The 25,244-nt window shown below is 66.6% G+C and carries 23 protein-coding genes and 1 riboswitch; of the genes, 10 read left to right on the plus strand and 13 right to left on the minus strand.

Annotation, left to right across the window (positions count from 1 at the left end; all coding sequences use genetic code 11):
• Window positions 1-43 precede the first annotated feature (43 nt).
• Window positions 44-2,461 (plus strand): serine/threonine-protein kinase, encoded by a 2,418-nt coding sequence (locus tag H292_RS0106870; protein WP_027498658.1) that lies wholly within the window; start codon window positions 44-46, stop codon window positions 2,459-2,461.
• On the opposite strand, the gene hpt is transcribed toward H292_RS0106870, so the two are convergent.
• From hpt to dacB, 4 genes are read right to left on the minus strand one after another with little or no spacing between them, the layout of a single operon-like run.
• Window positions 2,452-3,003, minus strand: coding sequence for a hypoxanthine phosphoribosyltransferase (gene hpt, locus H292_RS0106875; protein ID WP_019663052.1), 552 nt, complete (start codon window positions 3,001-3,003; stop codon window positions 2,452-2,454). The genes H292_RS0106870 and hpt overlap by 10 nt on opposite strands.
• Window positions 3,004-3,037: 34 nt before the next feature.
• Window positions 3,038-4,051 carry a tRNA lysidine(34) synthetase TilS gene (gene tilS / locus H292_RS0106880; RefSeq protein ID WP_020110921.1) on the minus strand — a complete coding sequence of 338 codons (1,014 nt, stop codon included), beginning with the start codon at window positions 4,049-4,051 and terminating at the stop codon, window positions 3,038-3,040.
• A complete protein-coding gene (locus H292_RS0106885) occupies window positions 4,027-5,049 on the minus strand; it encodes a zinc-dependent metalloprotease (RefSeq protein WP_027498660.1) in 1,023 nt (340 codons plus the stop codon). The genes tilS and H292_RS0106885 overlap by 25 nt, the downstream gene beginning before the upstream one ends.
• 53 nt (window positions 5,050-5,102) lie before the next feature.
• Entirely contained in the window at window positions 5,103-6,512 is a 1,410-nt protein-coding gene (dacB, locus tag H292_RS0106890) for a D-alanyl-D-alanine carboxypeptidase/D-alanyl-D-alanine endopeptidase (protein ID WP_020110923.1), read from the minus strand.
• A 178-nt stretch (window positions 6,513-6,690) separates the two neighbouring features.
• Between dacB and H292_RS0106895 the strand changes: the two genes are divergently transcribed.
• The gene (locus tag H292_RS0106895) at window positions 6,691-7,182 is read left to right on the plus strand and encodes an inorganic diphosphatase (protein WP_026347416.1); all 492 of its coding nucleotides are present in this window, start codon (window positions 6,691-6,693) and stop codon (window positions 7,180-7,182) included.
• An 80-nt stretch (window positions 7,183-7,262) separates the two neighbouring features.
• Window positions 7,263-7,712, plus strand: coding sequence for a PAS domain-containing protein (locus H292_RS0106900; RefSeq protein ID WP_019663047.1), 450 nt, complete (start codon window positions 7,263-7,265; stop codon window positions 7,710-7,712).
• A gap of 90 nt (window positions 7,713-7,802) precedes the next feature.
• Here H292_RS0106900 and H292_RS0106905 read toward each other — a convergent pair whose 3' ends face one another.
• Genes H292_RS0106905 through H292_RS0106915 form a run of 3 tightly spaced genes read right to left on the minus strand, consistent with a single transcriptional unit; the run spans window position 7,803 to window position 10,241 of the window.
• Window positions 7,803-8,879, minus strand: a complete 1,077-nt coding sequence (locus H292_RS0106905) for a GGDEF domain-containing protein (protein ID WP_020110924.1) — start codon at window positions 8,877-8,879, stop codon at window positions 7,803-7,805.
• A 59-nt stretch (window positions 8,880-8,938) separates the two neighbouring features.
• Window positions 8,939-9,412 (minus strand): MarR family winged helix-turn-helix transcriptional regulator, encoded by a 474-nt coding sequence (locus H292_RS0106910; protein ID WP_230594322.1) that lies wholly within the window; start codon window positions 9,410-9,412, stop codon window positions 8,939-8,941.
• A 1-nt stretch (window position 9,413) separates the two neighbouring features.
• Entirely contained in the window at window positions 9,414-10,241 is an 828-nt protein-coding gene (locus tag H292_RS0106915; RefSeq protein ID WP_019663044.1) for a crotonase/enoyl-CoA hydratase family protein, read from the minus strand.
• A 269-nt stretch (window positions 10,242-10,510) separates the two neighbouring features.
• On the opposite strand from H292_RS0106915, the gene H292_RS0106920 reads away from it, so the two are divergent.
• Entirely contained in the window at window positions 10,511-11,017 is a 507-nt protein-coding gene (locus H292_RS0106920; protein WP_019663043.1) for a 2-oxo-4-hydroxy-4-carboxy-5-ureidoimidazoline decarboxylase, read from the plus strand.
• Window positions 11,018-11,047: 30 nt separating this feature from the next.
• Here H292_RS0106920 and fepB read toward each other — a convergent pair whose 3' ends face one another.
• Window positions 11,048-12,058, minus strand: a complete 1,011-nt coding sequence (gene fepB, locus H292_RS0106925; protein ID WP_020110926.1) for a Fe2+-enterobactin ABC transporter substrate-binding protein — start codon at window positions 12,056-12,058, stop codon at window positions 11,048-11,050.
• Between the two features lie 38 nt (window positions 12,059-12,096).
• On the opposite strand from fepB, the gene fes reads away from it, so the two are divergent.
• A complete protein-coding gene (fes, locus tag H292_RS0106930; RefSeq protein WP_037188075.1) occupies window positions 12,097-13,326 on the plus strand; it encodes an enterochelin esterase in 1,230 nt (409 codons plus the stop codon).
• Window positions 13,327-13,339: 13 nt separating this feature from the next.
• Here fes and H292_RS0106935 read toward each other — a convergent pair whose 3' ends face one another.
• A complete protein-coding gene (locus H292_RS0106935; protein ID WP_019663040.1) occupies window positions 13,340-13,561 on the minus strand; it encodes a DUF6480 family protein in 222 nt (73 codons plus the stop codon).
• Between the two features lie 70 nt (window positions 13,562-13,631).
• A complete protein-coding gene (locus tag H292_RS0106940) occupies window positions 13,632-14,213 on the minus strand; it encodes a TetR/AcrR family transcriptional regulator (protein ID WP_019663039.1) in 582 nt (193 codons plus the stop codon).
• Window positions 14,214-14,325: 112 nt separating this feature from the next.
• Between H292_RS0106940 and H292_RS0106945 the strand changes: the two genes are divergently transcribed.
• The 3 genes from H292_RS0106945 to H292_RS0106955 are packed head-to-tail and all read left to right on the plus strand — an operon-like array spanning window position 14,326 to window position 16,795.
• Window positions 14,326-15,318: a hypothetical protein gene (locus H292_RS0106945; protein ID WP_019663038.1), complete on the plus strand. Its 993-nt coding sequence runs from the start codon at window positions 14,326-14,328 to the stop codon at window positions 15,316-15,318.
• A 5-nt stretch (window positions 15,319-15,323) separates the two neighbouring features.
• The gene (alc, locus tag H292_RS0106950) at window positions 15,324-16,286 is read left to right on the plus strand and encodes an allantoicase (RefSeq protein WP_020110928.1); all 963 of its coding nucleotides are present in this window, start codon (window positions 15,324-15,326) and stop codon (window positions 16,284-16,286) included.
• 35 nt (window positions 16,287-16,321) lie between these two features.
• Window positions 16,322-16,795 (plus strand): YbaK/EbsC family protein, encoded by a 474-nt coding sequence (locus tag H292_RS0106955; RefSeq protein ID WP_020110929.1) that lies wholly within the window; start codon window positions 16,322-16,324, stop codon window positions 16,793-16,795.
• A 31-nt stretch (window positions 16,796-16,826) separates the two neighbouring features.
• On the opposite strand, the gene H292_RS0106960 is transcribed toward H292_RS0106955, so the two are convergent.
• Entirely contained in the window at window positions 16,827-17,336 is a 510-nt protein-coding gene (locus H292_RS0106960; RefSeq protein WP_230594324.1) for a hypothetical protein, read from the minus strand.
• A gap of 138 nt (window positions 17,337-17,474) precedes the next feature.
• Window positions 17,475-18,818 (minus strand): aminotransferase class V-fold PLP-dependent enzyme, encoded by a 1,344-nt coding sequence (locus H292_RS0106965; RefSeq protein WP_020110930.1) that lies wholly within the window; start codon window positions 18,816-18,818, stop codon window positions 17,475-17,477.
• A 51-nt stretch (window positions 18,819-18,869) separates the two neighbouring features.
• Window positions 18,870-18,985: riboswitch (SAM riboswitch) on the minus strand.
• Between the two features lie 227 nt (window positions 18,986-19,212).
• Between H292_RS0106965 and H292_RS26870 the strand changes: the two genes are divergently transcribed.
• Together H292_RS26870 and H292_RS0106975 are read left to right on the plus strand one after the other, a co-directional pair.
• On the plus strand, window positions 19,213-23,277 hold the full coding sequence (locus H292_RS26870; protein WP_020110931.1) for a Pls/PosA family non-ribosomal peptide synthetase: 4,065 nt from the start codon (window positions 19,213-19,215) through the stop codon (window positions 23,275-23,277).
• Window positions 23,274-24,620 (plus strand): M1 family metallopeptidase, encoded by a 1,347-nt coding sequence (locus H292_RS0106975; RefSeq protein ID WP_020110932.1) that lies wholly within the window; start codon window positions 23,274-23,276, stop codon window positions 24,618-24,620. The genes H292_RS26870 and H292_RS0106975 overlap by 4 nt, the downstream gene beginning before the upstream one ends.
• A gap of 17 nt (window positions 24,621-24,637) precedes the next feature.
• Here H292_RS0106975 and H292_RS0106980 read toward each other — a convergent pair whose 3' ends face one another.
• On the minus strand, window positions 24,638-25,243 hold the full coding sequence (locus H292_RS0106980; protein ID WP_019663031.1) for a hypothetical protein: 606 nt from the start codon (window positions 25,241-25,243) through the stop codon (window positions 24,638-24,640).
• Window position 25,244 lies beyond the last annotated feature (1 nt).

Genomic DNA, 25,244 nt, shown 5'->3' on the forward strand with positions numbered 1-25,244 from the left:
AATACCAGCAGTGCTTGGGCAACTTCGGGTCTATCGTTGGTCCGTGCAGCCCGGCTCGGATGGAGTCAGTGCCTTCGCGAACGACGTTCCGGCCAGTGCGGACGCCGTCCGGACGGTTGCCGCTGCCCGGCTAATACCGGGAGACGCAGAACGCAGGTTGCGGCGGGATTGGCGTACCGCTCGGGCCGAGGGCGGGTCGGTGGTGCCCGACCTGGCGGATTACCTCCCCGATTCGGAGTCGATCCGGCGCCGGTGTCTGATGCAGTTGATCGCCGTCGACCTTCAGGAGCGGTGGCTGCGGGCGCATCGACCGAAGCGGCTGGCCGAGTACTGCGCTGATTTCCGCTCGATTCTGACCGATTTCGACGTGGGATCACTTCCGGTCGACCTGGTCTACGAGGAGTTCTGCATCCGCCGCCAGAGCGGGGATTCGGTGACGCCCGCCCAGTACGTCCGCGAGTATCCGGCGCACGAGGACGCGTTGGCTCGGTTGTTGAACATCGGCAGCGGCGAGAACACCGAGATGCAGTCCCCCGACCTGGACGCGACGGGACCACAGAAGACGATCTCGCAGGACACAAGCCCCCAGGACTCTAGATCCCAGGACACGAGACCGGGGGCGGCGCCGACGCACCCCGGATCTTCGGACGAGCTGGAGGATCTCGACGCGGGTGATCGCGTCGACGATTTCGATCTGCTGATGGGCCTCGGCCGCGGCGCGTTCGCCCGCGTGTTCCTGGCCCGGCAACGTTCGATGCAGCGAATCGTCGCGGTGAAGATCTCCTCGAACCACGGCAGCGAGCCGCAGATGCTCGCCCAGCTCGATCACGACTACATCGTCCGAGTCTTCGACCAACGGATACTTCCCGGTCGAGGGCTGCGTCTGCTGTACATGCAGTATCTGCCAGGCGGGACACTTCTCGATCTTCTTCGTCGAGTGCGTGCCTGCCCGGTCGAATCGCGCAGCGGTCAGCTGCTGCTGGACACCGTCGACGCCGCACTCGAATCGCGAGGAAGCGTTGTTCCGACGGATTCGTCCATCCGCGAACACATTTCGACCCTGTCGTGGCCGGAGACCGTCGCATGGCTGGGGCGGCGGCTCGCGGACGCGCTGCACTACGCCGGCGAGCACGGAATTCTGCACCGCGACATCAAACCGGCAAACATTCTGCTCACCGCCGAAGGCGTGCCCAAACTCGCCGATTTCAACATCGGATTCTCCGACCAGGTCGACGGTGACAGCCCCGTCGCCTACTTCGGCGGATCCCTGTCCTACATGTCCCCGGAACAGCTGGAGGCGTGTCACCCGTCGCGACCGGGACGTGCCGACCAACTCGACACCCGCAGCGACCTGTATTCCCTCGGTGTCGTGTTGTGGGAGTTGCTCACCGGCAGCAAACCGTTCGACGACGCAGCGGCGGCGAACGTCGACGGAGACCGCACGGTGATCGACGCGCTGCTGACGGCCCGTGAGGACGGCGTGACGGCTGCCGCGCAGGCGTCGCTGCCTGCGGACTGTCCGGCCACGTTGCGTCGCGTACTGCTGACCTGCCTGTCCGCCGACGTCGACCAGCGCCTGCCGGGCGGTCACGACGTGGCCCAACAGTTGGATCTGTGCCTGGATCGTCGTGCGCGTGCTCTGGTCGACCCGCCGCCGACGAGTGCTCGCGCCCGGCTTCGACCGTTCACGGTGCCGGTGATGACCGCCGCGATCGGGATCCCCAACGTGACGGCGGCCGTCTACAACTACCAGCACAACAAGGCGCTCATCATCGGCGATCTGATCCCGGTGGCGCAGGACAGATTCGAGACCGTCACGGTGGTGATCAACGGTTTGTTCTGGCCGATCGGGCTCGCCCTCATCGTCTACTTCTTCCGACATGTCCTGGCGGTTCCGGCCGCCCTGCGCGGCGGGCGCGACGTGTGCGACGACCGACTGGCGCAGGCTCGGGCAGACACCCTTCGTGCGGCGGGCAGGGTCGTGGCGGTGTGCCTCGGACTGTGGATATGTGCCGGAATCGCGTTTCCGGTGTCCCTGCAGATCGCCGCCGGATCGGTACCGGGTCAGGCGTACGTCCACTTCATCGCGTCACTGGTGGTCTGCGGCGCGATGGCGACGGCCTATCCGTTCTTCCTGGTGTCGCTGTTCACCGTCCGATGCCTGTACCCGTCACTTCTTCCGTACGGAAGCGCAGGCGACAGGGATCACGCGCTGCTCGACGCACTGAGCCGTCGAAGCGTCGGCTACCTGACGGTCGCCGCCGCCATCCCACTGGTTGCCGTCGCCGGTCTCACGTTCGTTCCGGCGTCGGACATCCCCGGCGTCCTCGACGTCGTGCGCGTGGTGTGCATCGGGGGCATCGCCGCCTTCGTGGCGTCGTACGCGATCTTCCGGTCGGTGGAGCTCGACCTCGGTGCGCTACGTCGAGTGGTGTCGCGAAAGCCGACGAATCAGCTGTAGACGTGCGGTGCGAGCGTCCCGATGTACGGCAGGTCCCGGTACCGCTCGTTGTAGTCCAGGCCGTACCCGACGACGAACTCGTTGGGGATGTCGAAGCCGACATCGGAGACCTCGACGTCGACCTTGATGGCGTCGGGCTTACGCAGCAACGTCACCACCGACAGGGACGCCGGGTTGCGCGTCGCGAGGTTGCGCTTGAGCCAGGACAGCGTGAGGCCCGAGTCGATGATGTCCTCGACGATGAGCACGTGCCTGCCGTTGATGTCGCGGTCCAGGTCCTTCAGGATCCGCACGACGCCCGAGGACGACGTGGACGATCCGTACGAACTGACGGCCATGAACTCCAGCTGCGTCGGAATGGGGAGGGCACGCGCGAAGTCCGTCATGAACATGATGGCGCCCTTGAGCACACCGACCAACAACAGATCACCCTCCGGCGCATCCACCGGGTACCGCTTCGCGATGGTCTCGGCCAGCTCGGCGGTGCGGTCTCTGATCTGCTCTTCCGAGATGAGAATCGATTCGATGTCGCCCTCGTACACGCCGGGTCCCTTCAGGTGTTTCTCGTGGTCGGATTCAGTTCCATTCGAGCTCTGCGTTCAGCCTGCCATGTCGGCGCCCCACCACCAACCTGGCACCCGTCGGCGCACCGCTCACTGCGACTCCCCCTTGCCCGCGCCACGCACCCACGAGATCGTCGACGAGCCGTAACTGTTTGTCCGACAGTCCTTTCGCGCCGCGCTCCAACAGCCACAGCCGCAGTGCTCGTCGACGAAGCGCAGCAGGGCGCTCGGTGAGCATCGTCACCAGAACCGCGTCACCGTCGCGCGCGAGGTCGAGCAGCTCGGCGGCCAGGTCGTCGAGAACCTGCGCGTCCTCCCGTATCTGCGCGGCCGTCCGGCCGAGGGCCTCCGCGACAGCGCCGCCGAGGACGTCGTCGAGCAGCGGCAGAACTTCGTGCCGGAGCCGGACCCTGGTGAACGCAGCGTCGGTGTTGTGCGGGTCCTCGAAGGGGACGACGCCGAGTTCGCGGCACGCCTGACGGGTCACGGATCGACGCACGCCCAGCAGCGGACGTCCCCACGGGTCGTCCCACGCCTGCATTCCGGCGATCGAACGCGGACCGGATCCCCGACCCAGGCCGAGCAGCACGGTCTCGGCCTGATCGTCGAGTGTGTGCGCGACCAGAACCGGCCTGCCTGCACGCGCGTCGCCCAACGCGTCGTACCGGGCGCGCCGGGCGGCCGCCTCCATCCCACCGCAATGTCCGACGTCGACCGTCAGGACCACCGCATCACTGCATCCGAAGGCCACGGCCTGCGCTGCCGCCGCAGCCGCGACGGCGGCGGATCCTTGCTGCAGACCGTGATCGACGACGAGGGCGAGAACATCCGGTACCTCGGCGACTGCGGCTGCGGTCAGGGCCAGCGAATCCGCGCCACCGGACAGGGCAACGGCGACGGGTCCCCCGCCATGATCGGCCGACCACGAGCGGACGGCATGCCGGACGCCCAGAATCGCCGGTTCCTCGGGAAGCAGCACCGGCTGCGCCTGATCGGACCGACTCAGCCGAGGACGCGCGCGATCCACCGGTCCGGGTCCTCGATCTCGGTGAGCAGCGGCAACGTGTCACCGTCGGTCCAGATCGTGTTGAACCGCTCCATCCCGACTGCGCCGACGACGTGGTCGACGAAGGCCTTGCCGCGCACGTACTGCGCCATCTTCGCGTCCACGCCGAGCAGCGCCCGAACTACTCGCTGGAGAGGGTTCTGCTTTCGTCTCCGACGACCGTCGAACGCACTGCGGATCTGGGCGACGGACGGGACGACCGCGGGCCCGACTGCGTCCATGACGTGGTCGGCGTGGCCTTCGAGGAGGGTGCCGAGCACCAGTAGACGATCGATCGCGTCGCGCGTCTGCGCCGGCTGCGTCGCGCGGAGCAGCCCGACGATTCCGGCGTCCTCGGCCTTGTCCGATCCCTTGCGGTTCTTGAGCGCAGCGGTGAGCCGGGACGCGACCTCGCTCACCGGCTCGTCGACGCCGTCGGAGAGCAGGGCCACGTTGCTGCGCATGTACTCGCCCAGCCACGGCGCCGACGAGAACTGCACGCGGTGAGTCACTTCGTGGAGGCAGACCCACAGGCGAAAGTCACTGGGCGACACTCGAAGTGCGCGTTCGACGGCAATGATGTTGGGCGCGACGAGAAGCAGCGTTCCGTTCTCACCCGTGAACGGATCATACTGTCCCAGAATGGCGCTCGACAGAAACGCGAGCATCGCCCCCGCCTGCAATCCCGCGGGCTTGCCACCGAGCAGGCCGGACGGCTCGGTGTCCGCCTCCCCGGTCAGGTGCTTCATCGACGCGGCGGCGGCCTCGATCCAGCCCGCGCGGTCGACGATCTGCGCCTGCGGCACCGCAAGGCCGTCGGCCAGTCCGGTGGTGTCACGAACCGGACCCTCGGCACGGACGGACGCCTCGGCGAGTTCGGCGACGATGGCATCGGCGGTGTACCGGGACGTCGACGGAGGCTTCGGGGCGAGTTTGGCGCCGGTCTTCGACGCCAACGCCCAGTCGACGGACGCCCCGATCCCGCCGGGAGCCTGGGTGTCGTCCTCGCGCTGTGAATCCGTGTTCGAGCGGGTCACCGGCAACCACACATCCTGAGTGTCGACGCCACTGCGTCCAGTGCCGGCCGTGAAATCTCCGGCGGTCGGTCGTTGGACATCAGAGCGAACGTGAGTGCCCTTCCGTCGACGTCGACGACGTATCCGGCGAGAGCGCTTGCTGCTGACAGTGTGCCAGTTTTCGCCCTGACCCATCCGGCTCCGATGCGGTCGTCGCTCGCGTACCGGTCGGACAGGGTTCCGGTGGAACCGGCGACCGGCAGGTAGTCGAGCATCGGGCGAAGCTCTTCGCGCTCGGTACCGGCGGCGGACGTCAGGATCTGATCGAGGATTCGGGCGGGTATGCGGTCGTCGACGGACAGGCCGGACGCGTCGTGCAGTGTCATTCCGGTGAGGTCGTAGCCTGCCGAGAACAGCGCCTGCCCGATCGAGTCCACCGCCCCGGTGAACGACGCCGACGTGTTCGTCTCGATCGCGATCTCGCGTCCGATGGCTTCGGCGAGGACGTTGTCGGACCGGCCCATCATCTGACCGAGTCGCTCACGCAGTGGCGCCGACTGCACACTGGCAACCTGGTCGGCTCCGTCCTGCGCCGTTCCGATCGTGACGCGCGCCTGGTCGATCCCGAGCCCACGGGCAAGCGCGCGACCGGCGTCGAGGGCAGGCTGGGCACTGCGGGGCGACTCGTCCTCGAGCGGTACCGACCTGCCTCCGTCGATCATGATCGGTTCGATGGGCGTGATGTAACCGGCGGCAACGTCCGGATCGAACCATCCCTGCGCCATCGTCGGGCCGGAGTAGATCGAGGTGTCGACGACGATGCGGTCGACGGGCACACCCGAACGCTGGATCTGCTCCACGAGATCGTCGATCCGTGCCGCTCCCGGATAGAAGCCGGGGCTTCCCTTCGGCTGGGCGGTGATGGTCGGGTCGCCCGCGGCGACGATCACGATCTCGCCGTCGTTCTGCCCCTTGACCACCCGCGTGGTCACTCGGTGGTTCGACGGCATGGACAGCATCGCCGCGGCCGCGGTCAGCACCTTCGTCGTGGACGCAGGAGTCATGGGGGTGTCGCCGCCGGAGGACCACAGAACATCGCCGCTGACCGCGTCGGCGACGACTCCGGTGAACGCGCCGAGTGCGTCCACTCCGACGACCGGCGCCAGGGCGGCCGCCACGCCTGCTGCGGTGGGCGCGACTGCAGCATCGGAGACCGGGGTGAACGCCGGATCGAGCTGGATCGGATCCGGTTCGGGTGCGGACGCGGCCTGCGACTCGTCGCCCGAGATGCCGGGAACTATCGCGGCGACCGCGGTTCCGCCCGCGGCCAGGGCCACGATCACGCCCAGCACGAGCAGGACTCTGGTCCGTCGGCGCTTGCGCCCCGCCGTCGGGCCGAGAGAACGCTTGGTCAACCCCGCCACCATTCCTCCGTCAGTTCAATCTCGCCATGTGAGCAGAAATGTGTCCCCCAGGACGCATTTCTGCTCACAACGGCTCGGCGACAGTCCCTCAACACTATCGCCCTGTCCGGTACGCTTGCGCCGCCACCATCGTGCGTCACTTCGGGCGCACCCAACGTAGAAGAAGAGCGAGGGCGTGCACGTGTCGTTCGACGTCACCATCGAGATCCCCAAGGGTCAGCGCAACAAGTACGAGGTCGACCACAAGTCGGGTCGCGTTCGGCTTGACCGCTACCTCTACACGGCGATGGCATACCCGGCCGACTACGGCTTCATCGAAGGCACCCTCGGCGAGGACGGCGATCCGTTGGACGCGTTCGTTCTGCTCCCGGAATCGGTGTTCCCCGGCGTCATCGTCGAGGCACGCCCGGTGGCGATGTTCAAGATGGTCGACGAGGCGGGCGGCGACGACAAGGTGCTGTGCGTTCCCGCAGGCGACAAGCGCTGGGATCACATCCAGGACCTGTCCGACGTGTCGACGTTCGAGCTGGACGCCATCAAGCACTTCTTCGTTCACTACAAGGACCTCGAGCCGAACAAGCACGTCACCGCAGCCGACTGGGTGGGGCGCGCCGAGGCAGAAGCGGAAATCGCTGCATCGTTCAAACGTTTGGCGGACAATCCGGAGCACTGACACACGATGCTCGGCCATCGTGGGGTGAAGAGAGAACTTCGAGCAACGTAAACCAGGGAAAGCATCAGGTGGGGAGAAACATGACCGACAGCAACACGACAGGCGAGCGTCGTAATTCGGAATCGAGAGCCATTTCCGATCCGGCACAGTTTCCCGATCTTCCCGTCACGGTCGTTCTCGACCGGATCCCGGTGCCGATTCTGGCCGTCGACCCCAGTGGCGCGATCGTGTTCGCCAACGAGGCGTTCGACGAGCTCTTCGGCACCGACCGGTCCGAGCCCGCGGACTTCCACCTGCACGACATCTTCCCCGACCAGGCGCCCGAGGGCGTCAACGTCGCGGACATGTTCCTGACGACCGTCGCCACCCGCGCCGACTCACTGTGGCGCATGACCGACAAGACCGGTGACGTTGTTCAGGTCCGGGCCAGCAAGTCGATCCTTCGGCGTGCGGAGGACAACCTGGTGCTCGTCGCACTCGAAGATTTCACCGATCAGCTCTGGAACGACCCGAAGAGCGCACTGCGCTGACGGCTCGGCCCACGTTCCGCATGCCTCGACAGGGGCCCGCGGGACGTGGGCTGTCTGCTTGGCATGGGCTGTTTGCTTGATATGGGCTGTTCACTTGTCGAACACACGCACCTGATTGCCGCCCGACCGTTTCGCCTCGTACATGGCGGCGTCGGCCTTCAGCAGGGCTGAATGGATCATCGCCGACGCATCCTGTGGCTGCAGGCTCTTCCACCGATCGACGGACACGACGGCGGCTCCGACGCTTCCCGTGATCGACACTTCGTCGGCGGGCTCGTGCAGAGATTCGAGGATCATGCCCGCGACTTCGGGCGCCTGCGACCTGGTCACTCGTACCGCAGCCGTGAACTCTTCACCACCGGTGCGGGCGACGCAGGACTCGTCGGGCACGACGGCTTCGAGACGGTGCGCCGTCGACCTCAGCACCCGGTCTCCCGCTGCGTGGCCGCGACTGTCGTTGACGGACTTGAACCGATCGAGATCGACGACGAACACTGCGACGTCGTCCCCGTCGCCGGACTCGGTGAGCAGTCGTTCGATCCGAACTTCGAATCCGCGTCGATTCAGCAACCCGGTGAGCGAGTCGGTGACCGCGAGTTCCAACTGAGCTTTGATGACGGCTCGGAACACGATCACGGAGTTGACCACGACCAGGGCGACGAGCGCCTGGGCCACGACGGACGCGGCGTCGTGCACTCCCTCGATGTAGGTGCCGACGGCCAGGACCACGATCACCGCGCTGACGAAGAGAGAATGCAGCCGTAGAACCGTGGTGGACGAGAAATACGCGATGTAGATGCCGATCACGGCGAACAACACGGTCGCGTACAGCGCTAGCCCACGCTCGTCGAACGTGAACAGAACGGTGGCCACGCCCACGTCGGCGTAGAGGACGAACCATCCCGGCATGCGCACGACTTCGCGGCCGTGCACCCACCACCACCCCCCGACCGGAAGAGTCGAGAGCAGCACGGCACCACACAGAATGCGCCGGAGATCCGACGACGGGCCTTCGTCCGAGAGCATCACCACGGCGCCGATGACGGCGAACACGGGAACGAGAACCGCGATACCGAGACCGACCCTGCGCTCGAGTCGATCCGCCGGGGCGGAGCCTGAGTGCGGACGGAAGGTACGCGGGAACCACCGTCGTGTGCCGTCCAGCACCGCGTCCTCCCTTGTGGTCAGCGTGCCCGGGATTCGATGTCTCCGAGCGATCGACTCGTTCAGTCGCGGCCGGAGGGCGCGTCGGGCCTGACTCGCTCGTAGTCGGTCAGGAACCGGTCCAGCAGGTCGACGAGCGCAACTCGATCCTCCTGAGTCCAATCGGCCAGTACCAGCCCGAGGCTGTCGGTGCGCTTGCGGTGCATCCGGTCGGCGACGCTGCGGCCGGTCTCGGTGACCGCGAGAACGTACGCACGGCCGTCCTTCTCGTCACGCACTCGCTGTACGTGGCCGTGCTCCACCAGCTGCGCAACCTGCCGACTCACGGTCGACGGGTCCGAGTTCACCAGAGTCGCAAGCTCACTCGATCGCATCGGCCCGTCGCGCAGCAGCCGGAAGAGGCAGACGAATGCTGCGCCTTCCACGCCACCGGACTCGACGGACATCTGAGCCAACTTGCGCTCGCGAATGCGCTGCAGTCGGACGAGCTGAGTGCCCAGTTCCTCGGCGGTGTCGATGTCGGCGGTACCGCTCATGTCAGCTGCCACTGAAGTTCGCCGGCCGTTTCTCGAACACGGAGGTGATGGCCTCGGTGAGGTCGTTCGACGCCAGGAACGCTGCGTTCCAGGCCGCAACGTAGCGGAGACTGTCGTCGACGGCGGCGGACCGCGAATGGTCGAGGACCGTCTTGATCCCGTGTACGACGAGCGGAGGGTTGGCGGCGATCTCCGCCGCGGTCGCCCGAGCGCCTGCGAGCAACGCGTCCTGATCCTCGAAGACGTCGTTCACGAGCCCGATCTTCTCCGCACGAGCGGCGTCGATGTCCTTGCCGGTGAGCGCGAGCTCACGCAGATGTCCGTCGCCGATGATCGCGGGTAGACGTGCAAGCGAACCCATGTCCGCGACGATCGCGACCTTCACCTCACGAACACTGAACTTGGCATCGGCACTGGCGTAGCGAATGTCGGCGGCGCTGATCAGGTCGAGGCCACCGCCGATGCACCAGCCGTGCACCGCCGCGACGACGGGCTTGCGGCAGTCGGCGACGGCGTTCGAGGCCAGCTGCATGCGCTTGATGGTGTCGTGGAAGGTGGTGCGCGGACCCGCGAGCGCCTTGTCCGCCATCAGCGGCGCGAACTCCCCGCCCATGGCAGCCAGATCGAGGCCGTACGTGAAGTTCTTGCCGGATCCGGTGAGCAGAACCGCGCGCACCTCGTCGTCGGCGTCCAACTCGGCGAACAACCGCGGGCACTCGCTCCAGAAATCGGGGCCCATCGCGTTGCCCTTACCCGGCCCGAGCAGCGTCACCGACGCGATATGGTCGGAAATCTCGACCGAGAATGCGTTCCAGTTCCGTTCCGTCATGAACCCGAGAGTAACAAGCCTGGGGCAGCCCACCTCGGCTGTCGGCGTAGGTCGCAGCAACAGCAGTTTGCTCGTCCTCCACTCACCCTGCACATGCTGACCCACACCCCACGAACGAAACGACACCGACGACCCCGCACCGTTCCGAACGGCGCAGGGGCTCGGGTCGGGAGGGCTGGAAGTGCAGCACCGTGTTACGCCGCGTTACGCCTGGGCTAAGACCCTGCTCAGGCCTGGAATTCGCATCCTCAGCGGCTCATGATTTCTTCATGATGATGCACCAGGGACTCGGGCTCGAGACGTTCAACGATCTGCCGCGTCGCAAAGCGGTGCACGCGCTGTACGAGTGCAGCTGTTCGCACACGTGGGCATCACGAGTCGCCGACGCGCGGCCGTACGGGTCGTACTCCGAGTTGTTCGCGCGGGCGGATGCAGAACTTGCGGAGCTGTCCGACGCAGACGTGGACTACCTGGCGTCGACGCTCCGGCCTGTCGGACGTACGTGCGCTGGGATGGATCCGGCGACGCAGAGTGTGTTCATCGACGCGTGCCGCATGTACATCGAAAGGTTCGGTTACGGCTACATCGTGTGCTCGACGATGCTCGGTGACGATTCCTTCCGTCTCGACCCCCGCGCCGTGCTCGTCGACCTGGGGCATCGCCTCGACAATTCCGACGAGACCGAACGCAAGGTCATGCGGGACGAGCTGGCGAAGATCAACCGCACGCGCATCGAGCGCGTACTCGGCCCCGAGGACGGTTGGCCGCCGTACTGACGTTCGGACGATCAGCACGGCGGCCACTCGTCAGGACAGTTCTTCCTGCAGGCGCTCGACGAAGTTGGTTGCGCTGTAATAGTCGAGCCGGAACGTGTCCAGTCCGACGGCGTAGACGTGCTGTTGCTGCACGGCGGGAGTCTGTGCGAGCAGGGCGTCGGCTCGGTACTCGGCCACGTCGGTGTCGTCGGCCGTCACGAGAACGACTGTCTGCCCGGCCAAGGCGAGCGAGTAGTTCTCGGGCGAGATCTGGACGATGTCCTTGCGCGCACCCATCGACGTGTCACCCAGTGCGGCCGAGGGGATGTCGGCGAGAGTGAATCCCAGCTCGGTCAACAGACTTCCCTGCGCGGATTCTTCCGTCCACACGTTGGACCCCTCGGCGCCGTTGTAGACCAACGCCGTGGTCGGCTGCGGCGGCAAGGCCATCTCCGCCTTCGCAGACGCCACCAGATCCTCGAACGTCGCGATCTTCTCCTGCGCTTGCGCCTCGTGGCCGGTCGCTTCGCCGAGAAGTTCGGTGACGTCCTGCCACGAGTTGTTGCCGTAGTCCACGACGATGGTCGGCGCGACTGCACTCAACTGGTCGTACAGGTCGATCGCCGAGTCCGCACCGGTCTTGGAGACGACGATCAGGTCCGGGTTCTGACCGATCACCTGCTCGACGTCGATGTCCGTCGCGGGAAGCGGTTTCACGCCACGTTCGGCCGCGATGCCACCCCACTGCGTGAAGAATCCCTGACCGTCGGCGACGTCGGTGTTCGGCGACGTCGCCCCGCTCGCGACCACGGGAGCATCGATCGCCAGCAGACTGCCGGTGAGGGTGACCGCCGTGGACAGAATTCTCTCCGGCTGCGCCGGAATCTCCACCGGCCCCTGTTCGGTGTCGACCGTTCGGGGCCAGGATCCGTCGGAGGACGCTACTGCTGTTGTCTCGGAGTTCTCGGCCGCGTCGTCGGCGGACGAACTGCAACCGACGAGGGCGACCGTCGACGCGATCAGTACCGCCGCGGCGCGGGTGAAGGTACGGCTGGTGGGCACGAGGAATGAACCTTTCGATCTGAGGTTAGGCTTGCCTGATGGTAGTTGATGTGGAAACGACAGTGCGCTCCCAGCTCGCGGAGGCCGGATCCGAGCCCGAGTTCTGGAAACGCGTCTCGCGCGCGGGAACTCCGCGAATCGCGGCCGTGGCCGACGGTCGCGTGCAGGTCAGCTTTCTGTACAGGCACTCCAGCGGCGCGGATCCGGCGCGCGTGTATTTCGACGCGAGCTCGTTGACCGACCATCACAGTGCGCAGTTGACGACGATGCGTCGACTGGACAACACAGGCATCTGGTTCTGGTCCACCGAGGTCGCATCGACGTGGCGCGGCAGTTACCGGTTCGTGCCCGCATCGGCGGAGTTGGTTGCGCAGGTGGATCCGCCCGGGATAGCCGACACGGTAGCGGGGGTCCGATCGAGGTTCCTCGGGCTTCTCGATCATGCGGTGGCCGACGAGTTCAATCCACGACGGTCCTCGGCGTCGGGCACGGACCGGGCGTCATTGGCCGAGATGCCGGACGCGCCCGTCCAACGCTGGTGGCACGAGGTGGACAAGACCGGCGAGGGTCCGCACGAACTGGTCTGGGACAGCACTGTTCTCGGCAACAGCCGACGGGTCTGGGTGCACCGGACCCCGGGAGACGTCGATGCACGACGCCCCCTGGTGATCGTTCTCGACGGCGAGCGCTGGGTGGAGGACAATCCGCTCGCGCCGGTTCTGGACCTGGCCACCGAGGCGGGCGAGTTCCCCGCGGCTGTCCTGGTGTTCGTTCACACGATCGACAACGACACACGGGGTAGGGAACTCCCCTGCAACGCCGATTTCTGGCGAGCGATCACCGACGAGCTGCTGCCGCTGGTGGCCGACATCACACCGTTCACCGACGATCCGACGCGCACTGTTGTCGCCGGGCAGAGCTATGGCGGCCTGGCAGGGATGTTCGCCGCACTGACCCGGCCGGACCGGTTCGCGCTGGTGGCGAGCCAGTCGGGCTCCTTCTGGTGGCCGCAGATGCCGCACGGCGACGTGCAGGGCCCACTGGGTGGGCGCATCGCGGACATGATTGCCGATCAGGCGGTTTCGCCGTTCCGCGTGGACATGACGGTGGGGATTCACGAAGGGCACATGCCGGCGAACAACGAGCGCATTGCGGACATGCTGCGAACTCGGGGCATCGACGTTCGATACTCCGAGTTCGACGGCGGTCACGAATGGCTGTGCTGGAGAGGCGAATTGGTCGAATCGTTGATTCGACTCCCGGGTTGAAGCTCTATCGGCGCTAGAACAGATCCAGCGTCCGGCCGACGAAGGCAAGCACGACGATCACGACGATCAGTCCGATCACACCGAGAACAACAACGGGCATGGCCAGGCTGCGCTGCGGGGGCTCGTGCTGCGGTCCGCTCACTCCCGTCTCGGCGGGAGGGGTATCGCCCGGCGTGACGCCGCCGCCGGCCTCGAGGCCTGCAGTGTCGTCGGGTTCAGGATTTTGAGCAGTCATGAGTCGTAGTTACCCATCCCTGTCGGCTCCAATCAGGAGTGGAGCCTGCGAGATTTCGGGATGCCCGGGTTCAACGTTCGAGAGCGGCGCGTGCGATTGCGCCGGTGAAGAGGGCGGAGATGGCGTCGCCGATGGCGTCGTGGTCGATCTCTTCCGGGTCGACGGAGTGTTCGACGGCGAGGCCGGAGATCAGGGCGAGCAGTGATGTTGCGACGCGGCGTGCGTCGATTCCGGTGCCGACGCCCCAGTCGTCGGCTCGTTCGGCGATCAGTCGTTCGAGTTCGTCGCGGAGTCGGCGGCGTTCGTGTCGATATCCGTCGGCGAGGCTGGGGTCTCGGCCGGCTTGGATCCCGTATTCGGTGACGAGCAGTGGCCAGCGCGGTTCGTCGACGACCCAGGAGGCGATGGCGTCGCCGCTTCTGCCTGCGGCGTCGCCCGGGCCGAGGCCGGAGACGGTGTCGATGACGCGGGTGGCGAGGTCCATCGACTTCTTGGACAGCAACTCCGCGAAGAGTGCCTGTTTGGATTCGAAGTTGGAGTAGACGGCGCCCTTGGTGAATCCGGCTCGGCGGGCGATGTCCTGCAGTTTGGCTGCGGCGTAGCCGTTCTCGGTGAATTCGTCGGCGGCGGCGTCGAGCAGTCGTTCGCGCACGTTTTCGCGGCCGGGACGTTGTGTCGGCGCCCACGTTGCTTGACCCTGTCGGTTCACGATACCTAGAGTATTCAATACCTGAGGTATTCACAATCGTGTCGGAGGAGATCGCATGCGCAAGGTCGTCTGGATCGCGTTCGGGGTACTACTGCTCCAACTCGGCTTCATCGCGAGCTATGTTGCCGCGTTCCATCAGCCCACCCCGCGGGAAATACCCATCGCGGTGGTGGCCGAGCAAGGTCTGCCCGCAGGAATCGACACCGACACCGCGGACAAGCTCAACGCCATCGACGGCACACCGCTCGACGCGCGCGCGGTCGCCAGCACCGAAGATGCCAGGTCGTTGATCCGCGACCGCGAGGTGCTGGGCGCCTATGTCGTCAGCGCCTCGGGCACGGACACGGTCATCACGGCGAGCGCCGCGGGAAGCTCCATCTCCGCTGCCCTCGAGTCGATCTTCACCGAGGTCGAGGCCTCACAGGGCCGCCAGTTCGTCGTCCGTGACGACATCCCCGTCGGGATCCACGACAACCGCGGACTGTCCGGGTTCTATCTGTCCGTCGGCTGGGTCGTCGGCGGATACCTGCTGGCCGCCGCGATCGGCCTGCTCGTCGGCGCCCCGAAGTCCCGCCGCGACGCCGCTGCCCAACTCGGAATCTTCGCCGCGTACTCCGTGCTGTCCGGTGCGCTGGGAGCGCTGATCGTCACCCACCTGCTCGGCACGTTCGCCGGTCACTGGTTCCCGCTGTGGCTCCTCGGCACCGGAGTGGTGTTCGCGACGTCGATGTTCACGCTCGGGCTGCGCGCAGCCATCGGAGTGGCGGCGGTACCGATCGCCATCATCGTGTTCGTGATCCTCGGAAACCCGAGTGCCGGAGGCGCGTTCGGACCCTACGTACTCCCCGAGTTCTACGCCGCCGTCGGGCGGTGGATCACGCCGGGAATCGGCACCGAGGGTGTGCGCAGCATCGTGTACTTCTCCGGGACGGGCCTCGGTCAGCCTGCACTGGCCCTCGCGGCGTATTCGGCGGTGGGGATCGCCCTGCTGTTCGCCTTCACGAAGGCCGCACGCACCGAGCAACCGGACGCACTCCCAGTATCCTGACCACCATGACAACCACCTTCCCCCTCCCCTTGCCAGATCTCGCGGTACGCACTCTCGGTGGCGCAGTCGTGTGGGCGAACGACGAAACGTTCGCGGAGAAGGAGAATCTGGTCAAGCCGGGGAAGGCCGATTACCAGACCGCCACCTTCGGTCACAAAGGGCAGATCTACGACGGCTGGGAGACGCGGCGGCGTCGCGAATCGGGTTACGACGAGGCCATCGTGCGGCTCGGAGCGCCAGGTGTCGTCGACGCAGTCGTCGTCGACACCGCCTGGTTCACCGGCAATTACCCGCCGGAGATTTCCGTCGAAGCGGCGTCCGTCGAAGGCTTCCCGTCGGCGAAGGAACTGTACGAGGACGCCACGTGGGAGACCATCGTCCCGAAGAGCGCCGTCGAGGGCGACTCCGAGAACCGTTTCAAGGTGGCCTCGGAGGAGCGCTGGACCCACGTCAAGCTCAGCATCTACCCGGACGGCGGTGTCGCGCGGTTGCGAGTGCTGGGCCGAGGAAAGCCGGATCCGCGCTTCATCGCCGCAGGCCCGTTCGATCTTGCGGCGCTCGAGAACGGCGGGTACGTCTCGGCGTGCTCCAACATGTTCTACAGCTCACCCAACAATCTGTTGTTCCCCGGACCGCCTCGCTCGATGGGCGAAGGATGGGAGACATCACGCCGCCGCAACGACGCCAACGACTGGGTCCAGGTCACTCTCGCCGGAACGGGCACGATCCATCTGGCCGAGCTCGACACGTCGTGCTTCCTCGGAAACGCTCCCGGTGCTGCGTCGTTGACGGGCAAACTCGGAAACGGTGAATGGATCGAACTGCTGCCGCGCACTCGTCTGCAGCCGGACACCAGGCATCGCTTCCTGCTCGATCACTCCGAGCCGGTGTCCGAGGTGCGCATGGACATCTTCCCCGACGGCGGCATGGCGAGGCTCAGGCTGTTCGGCGAACTGCGCAACGAGTAACTGCGAACGGGGCCGAGTGGCAATACCATTGGAAGATGCCCCGGCTACTTCACCCGAACGCAGCCCACGTCGCGGACATTCTGATCTCGCGCGGACACCACGGCGTCGTCGTCACCTCGCCCGAGCCGACACCGACGGCCGAGGCCGCCGCTGAATCGTTGGGTGTCGCCGTCGGCGCGATCGTGAAATCGCTGGTCTTCCTGCTCGACGACGATCCGGTTCTTCTGCTCGTGTCGGGTGCGCATCAGGTGAACCTGGAGGCGACAGGCGCCCGCCTCGACGGAACGTTGACGCGTGCCCCGCTCGACCTCGTCAAGCACGCGACCGGGCAGCCGATCGGCGGCATCGCGCCCGTCGGGCACCCCACCAACCTGCCCACCTACGTGGACGAGTCGCTGGCCGAACACACAGAACTGTGGGCGGCGGCGGGGCATCCGAACACTGTCTTCCGGACCACCAGCGCGGAACTACTGCGCATCACCGCAGGACTCGCGGTCGACGTCACCTGAACGCGTGACCCGACCGCGAGGGTGACCTGGATCAGGACGCCAGCACTCGGCTGCGACGAGCGACGCCTGCACCTTCGAGAACTGCATCCGCTGCGAACACCACGCCGCGGTCCTCCAGCCACGGCACGACGCCGTCGGCGACGCGGTCCAGATTCCGGGACGTGGGCCCGACGGGCAGGAGGGTCACACCGTCGGCGACGTCGGCGGCCTTGACATCGGCGATCAGGCCGGCCAGTCCGGAGGGTGTGCCGACGTAGCGAATCGACCCGGGCACCGTAGGCGCGTCGAGGGCCGCGAACTCGCGGCGAGCCGTCCTCGCGTCGTCGGCGATGTGGATTTCGATGTCGAGGAACACGGCGACGCTGTCCGCGTCTTTGCCCGCCTCGACGGCCTCGGCGCGGGCACGAGCTCGTGCCTGCTGCCCTTCACGAAGGTCGGCGGCTTCGATCCGCACGATCGTCTCGGTGGGGGCTGCGTCGGTGATTTCGGTCCACTGCGACGGGTGGACGAGTGCTACGCGTACGGCTGAACTGTTCGACATGAAGGTGAAGTCCTTCTGGTGCAAGCAGGGATATGACGGCTGAGGCCTAGCCCGAACGCCTACACGACCCCGAGGCGGTACGGCACAGATCGACGTAGCGATCCGACCAGAGTCCGCTCTGCGACAGAGCAATTGCTGTCATGAAGCGATGCTAACCGTTTGTGTGGCGCATGGGGATCCCACGCCTGCGGCACCGTCGGCCAGATCGGGGAACGGGCGGGGATCCGGCACCGGATTCCACCATCCGCCGTCCTCCTCGTACGTCCAGGACGGTCCGTCGGTTGCGAGGGTCCGGACCGCGTCGATCAGCCTGTCGACGTCGCCTCCGGAACTGCCGAGCCCCAGGCTGGCGCGTACGGCCCCGCCTGCGTGGCCGAGCCTGGACAGCAGTGGATGCGCGCAGAACTTGCCGTCGCGCACACCGATTCCGTGCTCTGCCGACAGGTACGCGGCGATCTCGCCCGGGCCGTACCCGTCGACCGTGAATGTGACAATGCCCACAGTGTCCGGTGCGTCGCTCCAGACCGTCAGAAGGCCGACGCCGTCGATCGACGACAGACCGTCGCGCAGACGGTCGGACAGTTCGCGCTCGTGCGAGATCGATCCTGCCGACTCGTGCCGAGCCAGCGCCTCGCATGCCGTGGCCAGTGCGACGACTCCCAGGACGTTCGGAGTTCCGGCCTCGTGCCGTGCGGGCACCGGCGCCCATTCGGTCCGATCGATCGAGACCGAGCGCACGGCGCCGCCTCCGGCGAGGTATGGCTCGGCCGCGTCGAGCCAGTCCCGCTTGCCGACGAGGACGCCTGCACCGTGCGGCGCGTACAGCTTGTGGCCGGAGAACGCGAGGTAGTCGACACCCAGATCACCGATGTCGATGCGGCGATGCGGCACCAACTGCGCGCCGTCGACGAGGATGCGCGCACCGTGCGAGTGCGCGAGCTCGGCCAGTTCGCGGATCGGCAGCACCTCTCCGGTGACGTTCGACGCGCCGGTGATCGCCAGCAGCGCAGCGGGTTTCGTCTCCAGCTCGACCTCGATGCGTGTCAGCGTCTCGGCGATCGAGTCGGCGGCGACCACAACGCGACGATCCCTCCACGGCAACAGGTTCGCGTGGTGCTCGATGTCCAGCACCACGGTGTCACCCGGTACACATCCCGCGAGCAGGTTCAGCGAATCCGTGGTGTTCCTGGTGAAGACGACGACCGAATCCGGCTGTGCGCCCACGAAATCGGACACCGTCACCCGGGCCTTCTCGTACGCAGCCGTGCATACACGGGATGCGTACCCGGCTCCGCGGTGCACGCTCGAGTAGTACGGAAGCAACTCGGCGATCCGTGCGGTGACCTCGGCGAGCGCAGGCGCGCTGGCCGCGTAGTCGAAATTGGCGTATGCGCAACTCGTTCCGTCGACCAACGGGACCTGAAGGTCAGCTCCGCTGACGGCCGCGAAAGACGCACACGAGTTGTTCAGAACAGCAGTCATGACAAATAACCCCTTGTCGATCAAGGGACCCGACGTACCTGTCGGAAATCGAGTCCGCGCTTGCTGCACCGGTTTTCCGGCGCCAGCCAGGTCGTCACCCGGAGCACCCCACCGCGGAGGAGGGTTGCCGACCAGCAAGCCGGGGCTCGATGCTGGTACTCATGACCTGAAAAGAGGATGGCAAACGCGGCGAGGGATTGTCAACCTCCCAGGTAGGAAACCCTTCGACAGGGGCGAACGGGGCACTTCCTAGTAGAATCCGCGCAATGCCGAGCTACGACTTGTGTCGGAAGGGGACAGCCGAGACTGTTCACCTTCTGGACAACCGAACATGAGATAACGACGCGCGACGTTCGTTCGAATTTCGGTACCACACGAGAAGAAGGACACCCGGTTGTCTGTGCAATCACCATCGGAAACGGCCGACACCCGCAACGGGGTTCCGCCCGAGTTCCTGCGCGGTGAGCGTGCTCCACAGGAACGCACGCTCATCGACATCCTGCGGTCCACGACGTCGCAGTTTCCCGACGCACCGGCCATCGACGACGGCACCGTCTCCGTCAGCTACCGCGAACTGCTCGAGGACATCGACGAAGGCGCTCAGTGGCTGGCCAGGGCCGGCGTCCGGCGCGGCGATCGCGTCGGCATCCGGATGCCGTCCGGTTCCTTCTCCCTGTACGTCGCGATTCTGTCGATCCTGAACGCAGGCGCCGCCTACGTGCCGGTCGACGCCGACGACCCCGACGAGCGGGCCGAGCTCGTCTTCGGCGAGGCCAAGGTGACCGCCGTCGTCACGGCAGGCGGTATCGCCGCCGGTACGGCCGAGAAGCAGGACACCCCCGCCCCTGATGCTCTGACGACCCCGACTCCCGACGACGACGCGTGGGTCATCTTCACCTCCGGCTCCACCGGCACCCCGAAGGGTGTTGCGGTCAGTCATCGCAACGCGGCGGCGTTCGTCGACGCCGAAGCTCGGATGTTCATGCAGGACGATCCGCTGGGACCGGGCGACCGTGTCCTCGCCGGCTTGTCGGTGGCTTTCGACGCCTCGTGCGAGGAGATGTGGCTGGCGTGGCGGCACGGTGCATGCCTGGTGCCCGCTCCCCGGTCCCTGGTGCGCAGTGGATTCGATCTCGGGCCGTGGCTGGTGTCCCGCGACATCTCCGTCGTCTCGACCGTCCCGACGCTCGCTGCCCTGTGGCCTGCCGTCGCGTTGGAAGCCGTCCGGCTGCTGATCTTCGGCGGAGAAGCGTGCCCGCCGGAACTGGCCGAGCGCCTCGCCGTCGACGGCCGCGAGGTGTGGAACACCTACGGACCCACCGAGGCCACCGTCGTCGCCTGCGCGTCGATCATGGACGGCAAGGGACCCGTTCGGATCGGCCTCCCGCTCGACGGGTGGGATCTGGCCGTCGTCGACGGGTCGGGCCACCCTGTTGCCGTCGGCGAAGTCGGTGAGCTGGTGATCGGCGGCGTCGGCCTTGCCCGCTATCTCGACCCGGCCAAGGACGCCGAGAAGTACGCGCCGATGCCGACGCTCGGATGGGACCGCGCCTACCGCAGCGGCGACCTGGTGAAGCTCGAGCTCGAAGGCCTGCTGTTCCAGGGCCGCGCCGACGATCAGATCAAGTTGGGCGGCCGACGCATCGAGCTCGGTGAGATCGACAACGCACTGCAGGCGCTTCCCGGTGTCGGCGGTGCGGCCGCTGCCGTGCGCAAGACCGGCGCAGGCAACTCGGTGCTCGTCGGCTATCTGGCCAGCACCGATCCTCACTTCGACCTGGAAGCTGCTCGCCGGATTCTGGCCGAACAGTTGCCGTCGGCACTCGTTCCGCGGCTCGCGCTCGTCGAGGAGATGCCGACGAGGACGTCGGGCAAGGTGGACCGCAACGCCCTGCCGTGGCCGTTGCCCGGCATGGGTGAGGGCTCCGATCTCGCCGGCACCGCAGGATGGGTCGCCGAGCTGTGGACCAACATCCTCGGCGCGCAGGTCTCCGACGAGAACGCGGACTTCTTCCAGAACGGCGGCGGATCCCTGTCCGCGGCTCAGCTGGTGACGGCACTGCGCGAGCGATTCCCGGAGATCACCGTCGCGCAGCTCTACGACCACCCTCGTCTCGGGTCGCTCGCACGCTATCTCGACGAGTTGAAGCCGCCCGTCGAAGTGGTTCCGCGTGAAGTCGAGCCGACGTCCAGGTCGGCCCAGTGGACGCAGATCGCGGCCACGGTCCCGCTGACGACGTTGACGGGTCTGCAGTGGATCACGTGGCTGGGGATCCTGTTCAACGTGATGAGCTGGTTCGCCGAGGTTCCGTGGGCGCCGACGGTGTCGTGGTGGTGGATTCTGGTCGCGTTCGTCGCGTTCATCACTCCGGTCGGCCGCATGGCGATCTCGGTCGTCGGTTCGCGCGTCCTGCTGGCCGGTCTGAAGCCCGGCGCGTATCGACGCGGCGGTAGCGCACACATTCGTCTGTGGACCGCGACGAGGCTGACCGACGCCAGTGGCGCCTCCAACCTGTCCGGTGCTCCGTGGATGGTCTACTACGCCCGCGCGCTCGGCGCGAAGATCGGCAAGGGCGTCGACCTGCACACCCTTCCCCCGGTGACCGGGATGCTCGAGCTGGGCGACGGTTGTTCGGTCGAACCGGAAGTGGATCTCAGCGGCCACTGGATCGACGGCGACATCGTCTACATCGGCGGTATCAAGATCGGTGCGGGCGCTACCGTCGGGGCTCGGTCCACACTCCTGCCGGGCACGACCGTCGGCAAGAACGCCGTGGTGAGTGCGGGCTCGGCCGTCGTCGGCCGGGTCAAGGCGGGGCAGCTGTGGGCCGGATCGCCCGCGCAGAAGGTCGGCAAGGCCGAGCATCCGTGGCCGGAGGAGACTCCCCCGCGGGCCACGCGCTGGGTCCTCGCCTACGGTGTCGCGTCGCTGATGCTGTCCGGGATGGCGATCTTCTCCCTCGGTGTGTCGCTCGTACTGATGGGGTGGTGGCTGCACACCGCGACGACCCTGCTCGGTGCCGTCGGGCGCGCGGCGATCATGCTTCCGGTCGCCACGCTCGTCTCGCTCGGTGTGTTCGCGCTGATCACTCTGGTGGCGGTCCGCCTGCTCGGCATCGGCCTCACCGAGGGATATCACCCGGTACGGAGCCGCATCGGTTGGCAGGTGTGGGCGACCGAACGCCTGATGGACTCGGCCCGCACGTTCCTGTTCCCGCTGTACGCGTCGCTGCTCACGCCCCACTGGCTGCGGTTGCTGGGCGCGAAGATCGGCAAGGACGTCGAGGCATCGACCGTGCTGATGATTCCCAAGTTCACGACCGTCGCCGACGGTGCATTCCTGGCCGACGACACGATGGTCGCGAGCTACGAGCTCGGTGGCGGGTGGATGCACCTGGGTGACGCGAAGGTCGGCAAGCGTGCGTTCCTCGGCAACTCCGGGATGACCGGACCGGGCCGCACCGTGCCGAAGAACGGCCTCGTCGCGGTCCTGTCGGCGACGCCGGACAAGGCGAAATCCGGATCCTCGTGGCTCGGCAGCCCGCCGGTGAGGTTGCGCCGGGCAGCGGGCCGGGCCGACTCGTCGCGCACGTTCGATCCGCCGGTGAAGCTGAAGATCGCGCGATCACTCGTCGAGACGTGCCGCCTGATCCCGGTGATGGTCACGTTCGGAATCGGGCTCGGCGTTCTGTTCGGGCTGACCGCCATCGCCGACGCCGTGGGCTTCTGGCTGGCCGCGCTGCTCAGCGGCCTCGTCCTGCTGCTCGCCGGAGCTGTCGCGGCCGGAGTGTCGGCCGCCGCCAAATGGGTGTGGGTCGGCCGCATCGACAAGGTCGAGCATCCGTTGTGGAGTTCGTTCGTGTGGCGCAACGAGGTGGCCGACACGTTCGTCGAGACCGTTGCCGCACCGTGGTTCGCACGGGCCGCCGAGGGTACTGCTGTGCTGAACATGTGGTTGCGCTGGCTCGGCGCCGACATCGGACGCGGAGTGTGGTGTGAGACGTACTGGCTTCCGGAGGCTGATCTCGTGACTCTCGCCGACGGCGCGACCGTGAACCGAGGGTGCGTTGTGCAGACACACCTGTTCCATGATCGGATCATGTCCATGGACAGCGTCACTCTGGGACGAGGAGCAACCTTGGGACCGCACTGCGTCGCGTTGCCTGCCGCCGGTATCGGTGACGGCGCGACGGTCGGTCCTGCATCATTGGTCATGCGCGGAGACACGGTTCCCCATCACACCCGTTGGCAGGGCAACCCCATCGCTCCCTGGGCCAAGGGCGACCCCTTCGCACGCATCGTGACCGCGGCCCCCCACGACAGTCGTTCCGGCGGGCTCGACTCCCCCCACGACGGTCGTTCCGGCGGGCTCCACTCCCCCCACGACAATCGTTCCGGCGGGCTCCACTCCCCCCACGAAAATCGTTCCGGCGGGCTCCACTCCGGGGCCGGCCTATGAAATTCGGTGGCTCCAAGTTGGTGACGCCCACGTTCGACATCGACGGCGCAGACCCACCGATCGACGACTACCTGCCACAGAACGGCAATCGCGGCTACCGGGTGTCGCGGTACGAGTTGGACCTCGAGTACAAGGTCGAGAGCAACCGACTCGCCGGTAAGGCGAAGATCACGGCGGTCACCACCGACACCGTCTCGAAGTTCGCGTTCGATCTCGGCCCGGCACTGCGCGTGTCCAAGGTGACCGTCAACGGTTCACGATCGGTGAAGTTCAGCCAGCACCGAGGCAAGCTCAAGATCACCCCCGCCAAGCCGGTTGCGTCGGGCGCGGCGCTGGTGGTGAACATTCAGTACAGCGGAACCCCGAAGCCCATCGACGGGTTCTGGGGCGAAGTGGGCTGGGACGAGCTCACCGAGGGTTCCATCGTCGCGAGTCAGCCGAACGGCGCGGCGTCGTGGTTTCCGTGCGACGACCACCCCGTGTCGAAGGCCAGTTACGGGATCACCATCACGACCGATTCGCCGTACTACGCCATCGCCAACGGGACACTGGTTCGCAAGCAGACTCGTGCCAGCCGCACCACGTGGGTGTACGAGCAGCCGGAGCCGATGGCCACCTACCTCGCGACCATCCAGATCGGCCCGTACAGCCAGCACACCATCACCGAGTCTCCCGTCCGCATGAAAGCCGTGCTGCCGCACCGGCTCAGGCCCAATTTCGAGCACGACTTCGGCCGTCAACCGCAGATGATGGAGACCTTCACCCGCCTGTACGGTCCGTACCCGTTCGCCGCGTACACCGTGGTGGTCACCGACGACGACCTCGAGATCCCCATCGAAGCGCAGGGACTGTCCATCTTCGGCGCCAATCACTGTTCCGGCACACGGTATTTCGAGCGGCTCGTGGCGCATGAGCTCGCCCATCAGTGGTTCGGCAACAGCCTCACTCTCGGCAAGTGGAAGGACATCTGGCTGCACGAGGGGTTCGCCTGTTACTCCGAGTGGATCTGGGCGGAGAACTCGGGAGGCTCGTCCGCAGCGGAGAAGGCCCGACGCGTACACACCATGCAGCGAGGGCTTCCGCGGGATCTGATTCTGGGAGATCCGGGGCCCGCGAAGATGTTCGACGACCGCGTGTACAAGCGCGGCGCGTTGACGTTGCATGCGCTGCGCACCACCATCGGCAACGACAAGTTCTTCGAACTGATCCAGGAATGGACGTCGAAGTACCGCTATTCGACCGTCAGTACCGCCGATTTCACGGATCTGGCGTCGCGCTTCGGAGCCCCGCGGTCGCTGTGGGACGCCTGGCTGGGGCAGGAACAGCTGCCCGCTCTGCCGTAGTTCTCGAACCACGGCAATTACAGGGTCCACCACACGACGAACACCAGCGCGGAGTACAGCACGGCCGTCGCCGCCGCACCGAGCCACGACGACGGTGGTACCGACACCGACCACCGACTGTCGTCGCTCAACCGGAGATCGAACGGAAAGGCGCTGACGCACAGTGCATCAGGTCGCGTCGGGTGTGCGAGTACGACCCCCGAGGTGTACGGGAGGCCCCGCACCACGAGGGTGCGCGGCGCTCCGCCCACGGTGTACGTGATCGTGTTGTCGTGGATCTCGCCGGTGAACCACCCGCGGTGCACACGCCACCCCGTCGCATGAGCGAGACGCACGGTGCCACGCGACGCCACGGTTTGCTCGACGGCATCGACGACGACCGGGTCCGCGAATCTCAACAGGGTCCACCACCGGACGATACGGCGCACACGCAGCCCCAGACCGACGACGATCAGCCCGATGGCGAAGAACGGCAACAACACTGGCACGGTGGTGAGCAGCAGGATCGGGATCACGAAGGCGAGGAACACGGCGTAACTCTCGCGCCAATCCCACACCGACAACCCGGTGACGGGAACGAGGAGTGGGACCCGCCGCGTGGTCACGAGCGGGGAGGCCGACATA

The organism is Rhodococcus sp. 114MFTsu3.1, assembly GCF_000383555.1.
In the GTDB taxonomy this organism is placed as follows: domain Bacteria; phylum Actinomycetota; class Actinomycetes; order Mycobacteriales; family Mycobacteriaceae; genus Rhodococcoides; species Rhodococcoides fascians_E.

Bases quoted from the DNA above. Each gene is read 5' to 3' on its own strand.
- H292_RS0106920 (WP_019663043.1), top strand. From the start codon at position 10,511: ATGATGATGCACCAGGGACTCGGGCTCGAGACGTTCAACGATCTGCCG.
- H292_RS0106975 (WP_020110932.1), top strand. From the start codon at position 23,274: ATGAAATTCGGTGGCTCCAAGTTGGTGACGCCCACGTTCGACATCGAC.
- H292_RS0106935 (WP_019663040.1), bottom strand. From the start codon at position 13,561: ATGACTGCTCAAAATCCTGAACCCGACGACACTGCAGGCCTCGAGGCC.
- H292_RS0106960 (WP_230594324.1), bottom strand. From the start codon at position 17,336: ATGTCGAACAGTTCAGCCGTACGCGTAGCACTCGTCCACCCGTCGCAG.
- H292_RS0106915 (WP_019663044.1), bottom strand. From the start codon at position 10,241: ATGACGGAACGGAACTGGAACGCATTCTCGGTCGAGATTTCCGACCAT.
- alc (WP_020110928.1), top strand. From the start codon at position 15,324: ATGACAACCACCTTCCCCCTCCCCTTGCCAGATCTCGCGGTACGCACT.
- H292_RS0106955 (WP_020110929.1), top strand. From the start codon at position 16,322: ATGCCCCGGCTACTTCACCCGAACGCAGCCCACGTCGCGGACATTCTG.
- dacB (WP_020110923.1), bottom strand. From the start codon at position 6,512: ATGGTGGCGGGGTTGACCAAGCGTTCTCTCGGCCCGACGGCGGGGCGC.
- H292_RS0106900 (WP_019663047.1), top strand. From the start codon at position 7,263: ATGACCGACAGCAACACGACAGGCGAGCGTCGTAATTCGGAATCGAGA.
- H292_RS0106980 (WP_019663031.1), bottom strand. From the start codon at position 25,243: ATGTCGGCCTCCCCGCTCGTGACCACGCGGCGGGTCCCACTCCTCGTT.
- H292_RS0106910 (WP_230594322.1), bottom strand. From the start codon at position 9,412: ATGAGCGGTACCGCCGACATCGACACCGCCGAGGAACTGGGCACTCAG.
- fes (WP_037188075.1), top strand. From the start codon at position 12,097: ATGGTAGTTGATGTGGAAACGACAGTGCGCTCCCAGCTCGCGGAGGCC.
- H292_RS0106945 (WP_019663038.1), top strand. From the start codon at position 14,326: ATGCGCAAGGTCGTCTGGATCGCGTTCGGGGTACTACTGCTCCAACTC.
- H292_RS0106965 (WP_020110930.1), bottom strand. From the start codon at position 18,818: ATGACTGCTGTTCTGAACAACTCGTGTGCGTCTTTCGCGGCCGTCAGC.